A 13,611-nucleotide genomic window follows, 5' to 3' on the forward strand; every position below is an offset into this window, starting at 1 on the left:
TGGGCGGCCGTGCCGGGCCGACCCAGCGGCCCGCGGATCCCGACGAGGAAGGGGGCGAGGACGGCATGCGCGGCGCACGATGGTCCGCTCTGCCGACGCGGATGCGACGGATCGTCCGCACCGACGGCGCCGAGGCCGCGCGGGCGACCGTGGCCGCCGGGCTGACCTGGCAGACCTGTACGGCGCTGCTGCACACGCCCGACCCGTACGCGGGGGCCGTGGCGGCGCTGCTCATCGTCGAGACAACGGTGGTCCGCACGGTCTCGGCGGCCCTGCGCTACGGCGCGGGCTGTCTGCTCGGCGTCGCCATCGCCGTACCCGGCGCCCTGTACGCCCGGCCCGGCATGGCAGGCCTGGCCCTGGTCGTCTTCGCCTCCGTGCTGATCGCCCGGCGCGGCTTCCTCGGGCACCACGGCATCCATGTGCCGACGACCGCGCTGATCACGTTCGCCCTGGTGCGCGGTCACCACGCCGGCGAGGTGCTCTCCCATCTGGCGGAGATCGTGCTGGGCATCACCTTCGGGCTGGCGTGCAGCGCGCTGCTGCTCCCCGCCGTGCGGGTACGGTCCGCCGAGCGGGCGCTGGAGGAGCTGCGGGCGCTGGTCGCCCGGTATCTCGACGGACTGGCCGACACGGTCGTGGCCCGGCGGCGCCCCCGGGACGTGCTCGGCCCCGCCTGGGAGCGGGACCTCGAAGCGGCGCTGGAACGCGCCCGCACCGCCGTGGAGGAGGCGCAGGAGAGCCTGCGCTGGAACGTACGGCCCGTCGCCCGGCGCCGCCGCTGGCACCTGGACCGCCGGGTGCTGCGGACCCTGTCCGACGTGGCGCGCGAACTGGCCGCCCAGGGCCGGCTCCTCGACGCGCACCCCGGCGCCGCCGCCGCTTCCGAAGCCCGCTTCGCCCAGCCGTACGCCCGGCTGCTGCGCACGACCGCTCTGTGCGCCTACTCCTGCCGGGGCGGCCGGCCGCACCCCGCCCTGCCCGCCACCCGGCAGGCCCTGCACCGGCTCGGCTCGGCCGGCTGCGATCCCCCCGCCACCGGCGATCCCCCGGCCACCGGCGCCGAGGCCGGCCGCCTGCTCCGGCACCTGGAGTCGGCCCTGTCCTGCCTGTCGGCCCCGGCCCCCGCCCCACCGGCCCGCACCACCCGCCACCGGGCACGCAGCCCGCTACGACCCCCCACGCGACGATGACCCAGCACCCCACGCCCGAGCACACCGCCCCTCGATCCGCCACCCCCGTGAGTACCGCCCCCCGGCGACCGGCCCGCACCCCGCGCGGCCGCCTCGCCGGAGCCCACCCGCTGCCGGCGGCCGCCCCCGTCCTGCTGATGGCCGTCGTCGCCCTGACCGATCTGCTCACCCCCGACTGGCTGCACGTCTCGCCGGTCATGGCCGCCGTGCCCGTGCTGGCCTCGGTGCTGCTCCCGCTGTGGGCCACCGCTTCCCTCTCCTGCGCCGCGCTGGCGGTGACCGCCCTGCTCCAGGCGGACGCGGGCCAGTGGGGACATCCCGACTCCGACGTCGTGCTGTTCAGCCTGTTCGTGGTCGGGCTGACCTCGATGGCCGCCTGTTCGCTGCGCGGGCGCCGGGAGCGCCAGCTGCAGCAGGTCCGCTCCGTCGCGGAGACGGCACAGCGGGCGCTGATGCACCCCCTCCCCCACCGGCTCGGCCCGCTGGCGCTGCGCGGGGTGTACCTCCCGGCCGAGTCGGAGGCGAGGATCGGCGGCGACTTCTACGAGGCCCTGCAGACGCCGTACGGCCACCGGATCCTGATCGGCGACGTCCGGGGCAAGGGGCTGCCTGCCGTCGGTGCTTCCGCCGCCCTGCTCGGCGCGTTCCGCGAACTCGCCCACCAGGAGCCGTCGTTGACCCGGGTCGCCGAGCGGCTGGACGAGCGGGCCCGGCGGCAGATCGCCGCCGTGGACTCCGTCGCCGGCGAGGAACGGCCGAGCGCGTCCGGGGCGCTGTTCGCCGAGCGGTTCGCGACCGCGCTCCTGGTGGAGTTCCCGCCCGGCGAGCCCGTGGTCCGCCTGGTGCACTGCGGGCACCCCGAGCCGTTCCTGGTCCGCGCCGGGCAGGTGCACGTCCTGCCTCCCGACCGGCCCGGTGCCCCGCTCGGCCTCGGCGACCTGCTGGAGACGCAACCGGCCGCGCAGACCGCGCCGTTCGGCCCGGGCGACCGGCTGCTGCTCTACACGGACGGGTTCATCGAGGCCCGGAACCGGCGGGGCCGCTTCCTCGACCTGACCGCCCACGTCGAGGCGCACGCCGGCCGGCCCCTGGAGGCGATGGTGGCCGGTCTGCGCCGGGACCTCCTGCGCCATGTGCGCGGCGACCTCGGGGACGACGCGGCACTGGTGGCGCTGGAGAGGCTGCCCGAAGCCCCGGAACCACCGGAGGGCGACCACCGGCGCCCCGGGCCGTGAACGGTCCCCTTTTCGGACCGTTTTTCCCGTCCGCCGTCCGGCCGGGCACCGGGTCGCCGATGATGGGCGGGACGCAGCCGGCGAGGGGAGGGAGGCGGCCGTGGGATGGACGACCGAGGAGTTCGGGGAGGCCCACGAGGGCATCGTGGGAGCCGTCCTGGCCGACGGCAGTGAGCCGAAGCCCGCGTACTTCGACATCGGCAGCGGCGCCGAGATGTACCGGACCTGTGAGTGGTGGGCGTACGACGGCCGGCTGAGCCGGCCACGCGCGGCGGCGGTGCGGGCCTCGTGCAGTTGCGGCTGGCGCGGGCCGAGCAGCCCCCTGGCCTGGGACGAGCTGGACCGGGACGGGCTGGACCGGGACGAGCTGGACCGGGACGGGCTGGAGGAGCTGGACGTCTCGGGGCCGCGCCGGGACTGGAGCGAGCACATCCGGACGGTCGAGCGGCGCACGGTGCCGCTGCCGGACGAACTGGCCCAGCTGCTGGACGCCCTGGAGGACAAGCTGTTCGCGCTGGCCGAGGACGCGCCGGCCGCCGCGCTGCGGGCCGTCACCGCTCTGGACCGGCTGATCCGGCGGGCCGGCCGGGAAGCGGCCTGCCTGATCGAGGAGGACGGCGAGCAGCGCTGGGAGGACCTCGGCCGGGCCCTCGGCGTCGACGCCCACCGTGCCCGGTCCCTGGTCACCCACTATCTGCTGCCGCACTGAGCCACACCGTTCACGGGTCGGCCCGTGGGACGGCGCCCGTGGCGGGGGCGTCACCGGCGTGAGCGCCAGGGCCGCGGCCGCCGGGGCCGGGAACGGCGCCCGCAAGCCGACCGCGCCGGACACCCGCGCCCGCACAGGGCGGCGGCCACCGCGCCGACGTGGAACAGCACCAGCCCCGTACCGTCGGCGAGTCCCAGCGGACGTACACCCGGCAGCCCGAGTACCAGCCCCGCCAGACTGGGCCACACCCTTCACGGGCCGGCCCGTAGGTCGGCGCCCGCGGCGGAGGCGCCACCGGCATGCGCGCCAGGGCCGCGGCCGCCGGGGCCGGGAACGGCGCCCGCAAGCCGACCGCGCCGGACACCCGCGCCCGCACAGGGCGGCGGCCACCGCGCCGCCGTGGAACAGCACCAGCCCCGTACCGTCGGCGAGCCCCAACGGACGTACACCCGGCAACCCGAGCACCGCTCCCGCCGCTCCGACCGCCTCCAGCAGCGCCGGCCGGGGCCGCCGGCGCTGCTCGAAAGCGGGTTTTCTCGGCCTTCACGAGTTTTCGCCTCCTCGCGCCGGTCAGAGCGAGCCATCCGGCCGCCTTCGGAAGTACTGAGCGGAGGGGCCCCCTCCCCTGTCCGGCCCAATGACGGTGCGCCGGGGAAGCGGGCCGGCGTGAGGGGTGTGACCGTGGGGAGAGGTCGGCGGTCACGAGCGGCGAGGAGCGGGCATGGCGAACGGAGTCGGCGAGGGCTGTGCGCAGCTGGGTGCCGTGGCGGACGCCGTGCTCTACGAGGGCTATCTGCTCTACCCCTATCGCCGCTCCTCGGCGAAGAACCGGGTCCGCTGGCAGTTCGGGGTGCTGCTGCCGCGTAACTGGGTGGAGCGGGACGGACCGGTCACGCCCGGTGTCTCCGGCTCCGCCGACTCCTGGTACCAGCGGACCGAGTGCCTGGTGCGCGCCCGGCACGCCGACGCGGTGGTGCGGGTGCGGGTGCGGTACCTGCAACTCCAGCACAAGCAGGTGGAGGCCGCCGACGCCGACGGAGGGCATCGCCCGGTCGAGTCCCTGCGGACGGCGGACGGGGTCACCCACCTGTCGTTCGAGGAGGCGGTGCCCCGCGAGACCGAGCTGGTGGTCCCGCTCGCCGAGCTGCTGCGGGACGGGCGGACCGCCACCGTGGGGGCGCCGGCCGGCGCGGAGTACGAGCCGCTGCCGGCGGGGGCGGGACGCACCGTGCGCCGGCGCCGGGAGGTACGGGCGGAGACCTCGGTCGTGGCCGAGCCGCTCGGTCCGCAGCTGTACCGGCTGCGGGTGCGCACCGAGAACACCGCCGCCGGGGCCGACCCGGGGGCGCCGCGCGGTGCGGTGCTGGGACAGGCGCTGCTCGCCACGCACACCCTCCTCGAAGGCGAGGGTGCGGAGTTCGTGTCGCTGATCGATCCGCCCGCGGGCCTCACCGAGCAGGCGCGCGGCTGCCGCAACGCCTTCACGTTCCCCGTGCTCGGCGGGCCACCGCCGGACCCGGCGAGCGACGACGGGGAGACCGGCCCGCTGCTGCTGTCGGCGCCGATCATCCTCCCGGACCACCCGCAGGTGGCGCCGGAGAGTCCGGGCGACCTGCACGACGCGGCGGAGATCGACGAGATCCTCACGCTGCGCACGATGCTGCTGACCGACGAGGAGAAGGCGGAGGCCCGGGCCACCGATCCACGGGCCGCGCGGATCCTCGACCGGGTGGACACCATGCCCCGGGAGGTCTTCGCCCGGCTGCACGGCGCCATCCGCTCCCTCACCCCCGCGCAGAGCTCGGTGGTCCCAGCCGCCGCACAGAGCCCGGCCACCGTGTCCACCGCACTGGGCCCGGCAGTTCCGCCAGCCGCTCAGAAGCCGGCCACCCTCACCGCCGCACCGAGCCCGGCCCCCCTGGCGGCCACACGGAACCCGGCGGTGCAGGCGGCCACGCAGAACTCCGAGGTCCCGGCGGTCACACGGAACCCGGCCGCCCTGCCCCCCGCACACAGCCCGGCGATCGCGTCCCCCGAACAGAGCCCCGTCCCTCTGGCCCCCGCGCACGGTCCCGCCGCCGGGCGGCCCGTCTGGTGGCAGGAGGGTGGGGACGACGGGCTGTCCCCGTCGACGGACACCGTGCTGGTGGACGGGGTGCCCGTGGGCGGCGGCAGCCGGGTGCGGCTGTGTCCGCGCGGCCGGGGTGCCGACGCCCAGGACATGTTCCTGGACGGACGGACCGCACGGGTGGCCGCGGTCCTCCCCGACGTGGACGGCGGCGTCCACCTGGCGGTCACGGTGGACGACGATCCCGCCGCCGAACTCCACGGCTGGTACGGCCGGTTCCACTACTTCCGGCCCGACGAGGTCGCACCGCTCGGCGGGGCGGACACACCGGGTCCGGCCCAACCACCCCGGCCGCAGTCCCCGCGGCCCGCGCGTCCGGCCGAACGGCCGGAGGAGGGACGGTTCGATGGATGCCCTTGAGGTGCTGGCGCACGACCACCGCATGGTCGAACAGTTGTTCCGCGACTACCACGCGGCGGCCTCCGACCGGCAGCGGCGCGGCGTCGCCGAGCTGCTGGTCCGTGAGCTGTCCAGGCACGCGGCGCTGGAGGAGATGCTCCTCTACCCACTGGCCAGGACGGCACTGCCGGACGGCGAACGGGAGGTGGACGAGCATCTGAGCGAGCACATGGCGGTGAAGAAGGCCCTCCTCGAACTGGACCGGCTCGGTGAGGGCGACCCGCACGCCGACGAACTCGTGGACCATCTGCGCCGGGAGGTCGAGGAGCACATCCGCGAGGAGGAGGGCGTCATGATGCCCCGCCTGCGCGAGGCCGTCTCCCAGCAGGAACTGGACGAGCTGGGCCGGACGATCGCCCGGGCCAAGCAGGGCGCGCCGACCCGGCCGCACCCGAACGCCCCCGAGAAGCCCCCGGCCCTGAGCCTGGCGGCCCCCCTGGCCGCGGCCTACGACCGACTCCGAGACCGACTGCAGCGGAGGCCCACGACATGACCACACAGAGCGGTACCACCGAGGTGAGCCGTGAGCCCGACCGTGCGGAGGCGCGCGGAGGAGGGCTGGAGGAGATCTACATCCTGTGGATCTCGGAAGGCATGAGCTGCGACGGGGACACCGTCTCGCTGACCGCCGCCGGCCAGCCCTCCATCGAGGACGTGGTGCTCGGGCTGATCCCCGGTCTGCCGAAGGTGAACCTCGTCAACAAGGTCCTCTCCCCGAGCCTGGGCGGCGAGGACTTCCTGGCCCCCTACCGGGCGGCCGCACGCGGCGAGTTGCCCGCCCCGTTCATCCTCGTCATCGAGGGTTCCATCCCGAACCAGAACATCATCGAGGGCGACGGCTACTGGACGTCGTTCGGCAACGACCCGGAGACCGGCGAGCCGCAGACCCTGAACTGGTGGATCGACCAGCTCGCGCCGAAGGCCTGGGCGGTGGTGGCCGCCGGGACGTGTGCGGCGTACGGCGGCATCCACGCGATGGCCGGCAACCCGACCGGCTGCATGGGTCTCGCCGACTACCTCGGCTGGGACTTCAAGTCCCAGGGCGCCCTGCCCGTGGTGAACGTACCCGGCTGCCCCATCCAGCCGGAGAACTTCATGGAGACCCTGATCTGGGTGCTCTACCACGCGGCCGGGGCCGCGCCGCCGCCCCCGCTGGACCACATGCTGCGTCCGCAGTGGCTGTTCGGCAAGACCGTGCACGAGGGCTGCGACCGGGCCGCGTACTACGAGCAGGCCGACTTCGCCAAGGACTACAACTCCCCCAAGTGCCTTGTGAAGTCGGGGTGCTGGGGACCGGTGGTCAACTGCAACGTGCCCAAGCGGGGCTGGATGGCCGGGATCGGCGGCTGCCCGAACGTCGGCGGCATCTGCATCGGCTGCACCATGCCCGGATTCCCGGACGCGTTCATGCCCTTCATGGACGAGCCGACCGGCGGATCCCTGTCGTCGATGCTGATCAAGCCGTACGGCGCCGTCATCCGCCGGCTGCGCGGACTGACCAGTGTCGCCGTCAACCGCGAACCCAAGTGGCACCACAACGGCCCGGAACTGACCACCGGCTACGACCCGTACTGGCGTGCCTGAACGGCACCCCCAGCGACCCGTGCGTACAAGGAACGAGGGGCAGGAGAAGACATGACGACAACCGAGGACCGGAGCCGGGCCCCGGGGCGCAAGCCCGCGCAGATCGTGGACATGTCCTGGGACCCGATCACCCGGATCATCGGCAACCTCGGCATCTACACGAAGATCGACTTCGCCAACCAGGAGGTGGTGGACTGCCGTAGCACCTCCTCGCTCTTCCGCGGCTACTCGGTCTTCATGAAGGGCAAGGACCCGCGCGACGCCGGGTTCATCACGTCCCGGATCTGCGGCATCTGCGGCGACAACCACACCACGTGCTCCAACTACGCCCAGCAGATGGCGTACGGCGTCAAGCCGCCGAAGATGGCCGAGCACATCACCAACCTCGGCGAGGCCGCCGAGTACATGTTCGACCACACGATCTTCCAGGACAACCTGGTGTTCGTGGACTTCTGCGAGGCGATGGTCAAGGCCACCAACCCCGGTGTCCTGGCCCGCGCGGAGCGCACGGACGCGCCGCGCGGCGACATCCACGGCTACCGGACCATCGCCGACATCATGAAGGCCTTCAACCCCTTCGAGGGCGAGGTCTACAAGGAGGCGCTGAAGGTCTCCCGGGTCACCCGGGAGATGTTCTGCCTGATGGAGGGGCGGCACGTGCACCCCTCCACGCTGTACCCGGGCGGTGTCGGCACGATGCCGCAGCCGAACACCTTCACCGACTACCTCAGCCGTCTGATCCACGTCATCGACTTCATCAAGAAGGCCGTGGCGATGAACGACGACGTCTTCGACTTCTTCTACGAGGCCCTGCCCGGTTACGAGGAGGTCGGCCGGCGCCGGATCATGCTCGGCTGCTGGGGCGCGTTCCAGAACCCCGATGTCGTGGACTACCGGTACGCGACGATGAACGAGTGGGGCCGGGCGATGTACGTGACCCCCGGCATCGTGGTCGACGGCAAGCTGGTCACCAACGACCTGGTCGACATCAACCTCGGTCTGCGCATCATGCTGGGCAGCTCCTACTACGAGGACTGGGTGAACGAGGAGCCGTTCGTCACCCACGACCCGCTCGGCAACCCCGTCGACATGCGTCACCCGTGGAACCAGACGACCGTCCCGGTGCCGCAGAAGAGGAATTTCGACGGCAAGTACAGCTGGGTGATGAGCCCGCGCTGGTACCACCAGGAGAGCGGTCAGCACCTCGCCCTGGACACCGGCGGCGGACCGCTGGCCCGGCTGTGGTCGACCGCTCTGAGCGGCCTGGTCGACACGCCGTACGTCAAGGCCACCGGCAGCAGCGTGCGCATCTCCCTGCCCCAGGGCGACACCCTCCCGGAGACGACCCTGGAGTGGCACATCCCGAAGTGGAGCAACACCATCGAACGGGACCGCGCGCGGCCTTACTTCGTCGCCTACGCCGCCGCCATGGCCCTGCAGTTCCTGGAGGAGGCGATGGGGCTGCTGCGGGCCGGCGAGACGAAGGTCTTCCAGGACTTCGAGGTTCCGGAGGAGGCGATCGGCTGCGGCTTCCACGAGGCGGTGCGCGGCGTCCTCTCCCACCACCTGGTGATCCGGGACAAGAAGATCGCCAACTACCACCCGTATCCGCCCACCCCCTGGAACGCCAGCCCCCGTGACATCTACGGCACCCCAGGCCCCTACGAGGACGCCGTCCAGGGCCAGCCGATCTTCGAGGAGAACGGGCCCGACGACTTCAAGGGCGTCGACATCATGCGGACCGTGCGCAGCTTCGACCCCTGTCTGCCGTGCGGAGTGCACATGTACATGGGCAAGGGCAAGACGCTGACGACGGTGCACTCGCCGACGTACGGGGCGAACCATGGCTGACGCCGGGCGGCTCGCCGACACGGACGTGGAGGGACGGCTGGCACGGCTGGACGAGCTGCTGGGCCGTCTGGAGACCGCACCGGGGCCCATGGGCGCCACGGCCGTCGAGGCGGTACGGGTGCTGACCGAGGTCTACGGCGAGGCGCTGGCCCGGATCCTCGACCTCGCGGGGCGGCAGCTGACCGCCCGGCTGGCCGAGGACGAGCTGCTGGACCATCTGCTGGTGCTGCACCAGCTCCACCCCGAACCGGCGCGGCGACGGGCCGAGCGCGCGGTCGACCGGCTCCGCCCGGCGGTGCGCGAGCGGGGCGGCGACGTGGAGCTGGTCGGCGTCGAAGGGCAGGTGGCCCGGGTGCGGGTGAGCCAGAGCGGCGGCTGCGGGGCCGGCTGCGGCGGCGGGCCCACGGTCGCGGACGCGGTACGGGAGGCGGTGCTCGCCGCCGCACCGGAGCTGACCGAGGTCGAACAGCTGCCCACACCGACGGCACCGGCCTTCGTACCGCTGGACTCCCTGCTGGTGCGGGAGGCCCGGTGAGCGTGGACGGGGCGCTGGCCCGGGTCATCCGCTCGGCCGCCGCCGACCGGGACGCCGGCGAGCGGTGCGAGCTGTGCGCGGAGCCCGTGCCGGAGGAACACCGCCATCTGTACGCCGCCGAGCGCGAGGAGCTGCTGTGCGCCTGCGGCGCGTGCACGGTCCTGTTCGCCGGGGACGGCGCGGGCGGCGGGCGGTACCTGCTGGTGCCGCGGCGGCGGGTACGCCTGGAACCGGTGGACACCGGGCCGCTCGGGGTGCCGGTGGGCCTGGTCTTCTTCGTGCCGCACACCGACGGCACGGTCACGGCGCAGGGGCCGAGCCCCGCCGGGGCGATGCGCTGGGAGGTCGAGGCGGACCGCTGGGCCCGGATGCGCGCCGTGTGTCCCCCGCTGGTGACCATGGCTCCGGAGGTGGAGGCTCTGTTGGTGAACACCGTGCGCGGCCTGGACCACCACTGGATCGTGCCGGTGGACGACTGCTTCCGCATGGTCGCGCTGGTCCGCCGGGAGTGGCGGGGCCTCGCCGGAGGCGGCCGGGTGTGGCCGGCCGTCGAGCGGTTCTTCGCGGAGCTGACCGAGCGGGATTGAGGACGTGAGCGTCGCGAGGGCCTGACATGAGGACCTGAGAGGAGATCGAGATGGGCACCATCCGAGTGGGCCGCCCCCACGTGAAACCGGACACGCCCGGGCACGTGTTCGGGCTGCACCAGGGCAACCGGGGCCCGAGCAAGCACCAGGCCGGACACCACGGGGACGGCACGTCCGACGCGCGCCGTTCCACCGGGATCCACTGGAAGCGGCACGACGCCATCATGAAGATCATGCCGAACATCTCTCCGGGATGAACGGGATCAGCGGGATGCGGAAACGGAGAGGTACCGGGATGAGGCTGTACCGAGCAGGAGCGGGAGGCGCTGCCGCGGCGGCCCGGATGCGGACCGGGAGGACGGCTCGGCGGGTACTGGTCGCCGAGGCCGCCGTGGTGGGCGGTGTGGTGCTCGCGCTGTTGGTCCGGGAGATCCCGGGCATCCGGCGCGAGGTGCGCATCTGGCGCATGATCAACCTGCGCTCCGGCGCCAATCGCCCGCACTGAACCGCCGTGCACGAGCTGTCGATCGCGACCGCGATCGTGGAGCAGGCGGCGGAGATCGCCCGCGCGGACGGCGCGGACGGGGTGTCGTCGGTGACGGTCAGGGTCGGCGAGCTGGCCGGTGTCGTCCCGGACGCGCTGCACTTCGCGTTCGAGGTGGCCCGGGACGGCACGGCCCTGGCCGCGGCCCGGCTGGTCGTGGAGGAGGTGCCGGCGCGGGCCTGGTGCGGCGGGTGTGCCGAGGAGTTCGCGCTCGGCATGCCGCCGTTCTTCTGGTGCCCGCGCTGCGACCGGCCGTCGCAGGAGCTGCGCGGCGGACGCGAGTTGGAGATCACGGGGGTCGAGCCGGCCCCGGCCCCGGCCTGACGGCGGGGGCCGGGGGGCGGTTCAGCAGATGCGGGGCAGCTGCTCGCCCAGCGGGAGGTCCAGCACCCGGGTGCCGCCCAGAGCGGTGGCGACGACCACCATCCCCGGGTGGTCGGCCACGCACTCGCCGATCAGGGCCGCACCGGTGCCCTGCGGATGCGCGCGCATGGCCGCCAGGACGGCTTCGGCGTGCTCCGGGGGGACGAAGGCGACGAGCCGGCCCTCGTTGGCGACGTACAGCGGGTCCAGGCCGAGGAAGCCGCAGGCGTTCGCGACCTCGTCCGGGACGGGTACGGCCCGCTCGCGCAGCCGGACACCGGTGCCGGAGGCGCGGGCGATCTCGTTCAGGGACGCGCCGAGGCCGCCCCGGGTGGGGTCGCGCAGGACGTGGATGTCCGGGGTGACCGCGAGCATGGCCGCCACCAGGTCCGCGAGCGGCGCGGTGTCGGAGGTGATCTCCACGCCGAACTCCAGACCCTCCCGGACGCTCATCACGGCCACCCCGTGCAGGCCGATCGGGCCGCTGACGAGGACGGCGTCGCCCGGCCTGGCGCGCTGCGGGCGGATGTCGACACCCGCGGGGACGAGGCCGACGCCGGCGGTGGTGACGTAGACGCCGTCGCCGTGCCCCGACTCGACGACCTTGGTGTCGCCGGTGGCGACGGTGACGCCGGCCGCCTCGGCCGCGGCCCCCAGGGCGCGGGCGACGCGTGCGACCACGGCCAGTTCCACACCCTCCTCCAGGATGAAGGCCGCGGACAGATGGGTGGGCCGGGCGCCGCTCATCGCCAGGTCGTTGACAGTGCCATTGACGGCGAGGTCGCCGAGGCTGCCGCCGGGGAAGAACAGCGGCCGTACGACGTAGGAGTCGGTGGAGAAGGCCAGCCGGGCCCCGCCCAGGTCGAGGACGGCCGAGTCGGTGAGGGCCGCGAGCGTGGGGTTGCCGTAGGCGGGGGCGAAGACCTCCTGGACCAGTTCCGCCGACAGGGCGCCGCCTCCGCCGTGGCCCATGACGACGACCGGCTGGTCGCGCAGGGGGGCGGGGCAGGTCCAGTTCGCGGGGTCGACGACCGCTTCGGGGGATTCGGTGGCGAGGTCAGCCAACGGGGTTCATCTCCTGTGCGGGACTCTTCGGTGCCGGGCTGTCGGTCATCCGGCGGTACAGGTAGTAGGCGGCACAGGCGCCCTCGCTGGAGACCATGGTGGCGCCGAGCGGGGTGCGCGGGGTGCAGGTGGTGCCGAAGGCCGCGCACTCGGTGGGCTTGATGAGGCCCTGCAGGACCTCGCCCGCGCGGCACTCGGCGGGTTCCTCGGTGCGGATGCCGGTGACGTCGAAGCGGTGTTCGGCGTCGTAGGCGCGGAAGGCGTCGGCGAGCCGCCAGCCGCTGCCGGGGATGCGGCCGATGCCCCGCCAGTTGCGGTCGGTGACCTCGAAGACCTCCTCGATCATGCGGACGGCCGCCGGGTTGCCCTGCTCGCGCACGGCGCGGGGGTAGGCGTTCTCCACCCGGTGCTCGCCGCGTTCCAGCTGGTGGACGGCGCGGCGGATGCCTTCGAGGATGTCCAGCGGTTCGAAGCCGGTGACGACGATCGGGACGCGGTGCCGCTCGGCGAGGTCCGGGTACTCGTCGGTGCCCATCACGCTGCACACGTGCCCGGCGGCGAGGAAGCCCCGCACCCGGCAGTCGGGGGCGGTCATGATGGCCTCGATCGCCGGAGGGACCCGGACGTGGGACACCAGCAGGCTGAAGTTGGCGAGGCCGAGCCGGCGGGCCTGGTGGACGGCCATCGCGTTGGCGGGGGCGGTGGTCTCGAAGCCGATGGCGAAGAACACCACCTGCCGGTCGGGGTGTCTGCGGGCCAGGTCCACGGCGTCCAGCGGCGAGTAGACGACGCGTACGTCACCGCCCTCGCCCTTGACCCGGAACAGGTCCCGGCCGGTGCCGGGCACGCGCAGCATGTCCCCGAAGGAACAGAAGATCACCTCGGGGCGCGAGGCGATCTCCAGGGCCTTGTCGATGACGTCGAGCGGGGTCACGCACACCGGGCAGCCCGGTCCGTGGATCAACTCCACCTCCTCCGGCAGGAGTTGGTCGATGCCGTGACGGATGATGGAGTGGGTCTGGCCGCCGCAGACCTCCATCAGGGCCCAGGGCCGGGTGGCCGTGGCCCGGATCTCGTCCAGCAGCCGGCGCGCCAGCTCCGGGTCGTTGAACTCGTCGATGTACCTCACCGGGCCTCACTTCCGTTCTCCTGTCGCGCCGCCTGCTCCCAGGCGTCGCCGAACTCCTCCTCCAGCAGCCCCAGTTGCCCGAACAGCTCCAGGGAGGCCCGGGCCGACTCCTCGTCCAGGCGCTGCAGCGCGAAGCCGACGTGGACGATGACGTACTCCCCCACCCGGACGTCGGGCAGGTACTCCAGGCAGGCCTGTTTGCGTACGCCGCCGAAGTCGATCAGGCCGGTGAGCGGGTCGGCGCGGTGGTCGATGGACACGACCTTGCCGGGCACTGCCAGACACATGG

The 13,611-nt window shown here is 73.5% G+C and carries 15 protein-coding genes; 12 read left to right on the forward strand and 3 right to left on the reverse strand.

The window, feature by feature from the left end; translation table 11 throughout:
* Nucleotides 1–65 precede the first annotated feature (65 nt).
* From ACZ7N4_RS06260 to hypA, 12 genes are all read left to right on the forward strand, one after another.
* Complete coding sequence (locus ACZ7N4_RS06260; protein WP_471354372.1) at nt 66–1,193, forward strand: FUSC family protein; 1,128 nt, start codon at nt 66–68, stop codon at nt 1,191–1,193.
* 47 nt (nt 1,194–1,240) lie between these two features.
* Nucleotides 1,241–2,428, forward strand: coding sequence for a PP2C family protein-serine/threonine phosphatase (locus tag ACZ7N4_RS06265; RefSeq protein WP_471354374.1), 1,188 nt, complete (start codon nt 1,241–1,243; stop codon nt 2,426–2,428).
* A 100-nt stretch (nt 2,429–2,528) separates the two neighbouring features.
* Nucleotides 2,529–3,137 (forward strand): hypothetical protein, encoded by a 609-nt coding sequence (locus ACZ7N4_RS06270; protein ID WP_471354376.1) that lies wholly within the window; start codon nt 2,529–2,531, stop codon nt 3,135–3,137.
* A 721-nt stretch (nt 3,138–3,858) separates the two neighbouring features.
* Entirely contained in the window at nt 3,859–5,625 is a 1,767-nt protein-coding gene (locus tag ACZ7N4_RS06275; protein WP_471354378.1) for a hypothetical protein, read from the forward strand.
* Nucleotides 5,612–6,157 (forward strand): hemerythrin domain-containing protein, encoded by a 546-nt coding sequence (locus ACZ7N4_RS06280; RefSeq protein ID WP_471354380.1) that lies wholly within the window; start codon nt 5,612–5,614, stop codon nt 6,155–6,157. The genes ACZ7N4_RS06275 and ACZ7N4_RS06280 overlap by 14 nt, the downstream gene beginning before the upstream one ends.
* Entirely contained in the window at nt 6,154–7,248 is a 1,095-nt protein-coding gene (locus ACZ7N4_RS06285; protein WP_471354382.1) for an NADH-quinone oxidoreductase subunit B family protein, read from the forward strand. Before ACZ7N4_RS06280 ends, ACZ7N4_RS06285 begins: the two co-directional genes overlap by 4 nt.
* A gap of 51 nt (nt 7,249–7,299) precedes the next feature.
* The gene (locus ACZ7N4_RS06290) at nt 7,300–9,099 is read left to right on the forward strand and encodes a nickel-dependent hydrogenase large subunit (protein ID WP_471354384.1); all 1,800 of its coding nucleotides are present in this window, start codon (nt 7,300–7,302) and stop codon (nt 9,097–9,099) included.
* Nucleotides 9,092–9,634, forward strand: coding sequence for a NifU family protein (locus ACZ7N4_RS06295; RefSeq protein ID WP_471354386.1), 543 nt, complete (start codon nt 9,092–9,094; stop codon nt 9,632–9,634). Before ACZ7N4_RS06290 ends, ACZ7N4_RS06295 begins: the two co-directional genes overlap by 8 nt.
* Complete coding sequence (locus tag ACZ7N4_RS06300) at nt 9,631–10,221, forward strand: DUF5947 family protein (RefSeq protein ID WP_471354388.1); 591 nt, start codon at nt 9,631–9,633, stop codon at nt 10,219–10,221. The genes ACZ7N4_RS06295 and ACZ7N4_RS06300 overlap by 4 nt, the downstream gene beginning before the upstream one ends.
* Before the next feature lie 50 nt (nt 10,222–10,271).
* Entirely contained in the window at nt 10,272–10,478 is a 207-nt protein-coding gene (locus ACZ7N4_RS06305; RefSeq protein ID WP_471354390.1) for a hypothetical protein, read from the forward strand.
* Between the two features lie 38 nt (nt 10,479–10,516).
* Complete coding sequence (locus ACZ7N4_RS06310) at nt 10,517–10,726, forward strand: hypothetical protein (RefSeq protein WP_471354392.1); 210 nt, start codon at nt 10,517–10,519, stop codon at nt 10,724–10,726.
* Nucleotides 10,727–10,732: 6 nt separating this feature from the next.
* Nucleotides 10,733–11,089: a hydrogenase maturation nickel metallochaperone HypA gene (gene hypA, locus ACZ7N4_RS06315; RefSeq protein WP_471354394.1), complete on the forward strand. Its 357-nt coding sequence runs from the start codon at nt 10,733–10,735 to the stop codon at nt 11,087–11,089.
* Nucleotides 11,090–11,110: 21 nt separating this feature from the next.
* Here hypA and hypE read toward each other — a convergent pair whose 3' ends face one another.
* From hypE to ACZ7N4_RS06330, 3 genes are read right to left on the reverse strand one after another with little or no spacing between them, the layout of a single operon-like run.
* On the reverse strand, nt 11,111–12,193 hold the full coding sequence (gene hypE, locus ACZ7N4_RS06320) for a hydrogenase expression/formation protein HypE (protein ID WP_471354396.1): 1,083 nt from the start codon (nt 12,191–12,193) through the stop codon (nt 11,111–11,113).
* Nucleotides 12,186–13,322: a hydrogenase formation protein HypD gene (hypD, locus tag ACZ7N4_RS06325; RefSeq protein ID WP_471354398.1), complete on the reverse strand. Its 1,137-nt coding sequence runs from the start codon at nt 13,320–13,322 to the stop codon at nt 12,186–12,188. The genes hypE and hypD overlap by 8 nt, the downstream gene beginning before the upstream one ends.
* On the reverse strand, nt 13,319–13,609 hold the full coding sequence (locus ACZ7N4_RS06330; RefSeq protein ID WP_471354400.1) for a HypC/HybG/HupF family hydrogenase formation chaperone: 291 nt from the start codon (nt 13,607–13,609) through the stop codon (nt 13,319–13,321). Before ACZ7N4_RS06330 ends, hypD begins: the two co-directional genes overlap by 4 nt.
* Between the last annotated feature and the right edge of the window lie 2 nt (nt 13,610–13,611).

It is taken from the genome of Streptomyces sp. NPDC107654 (assembly GCF_055639035.1).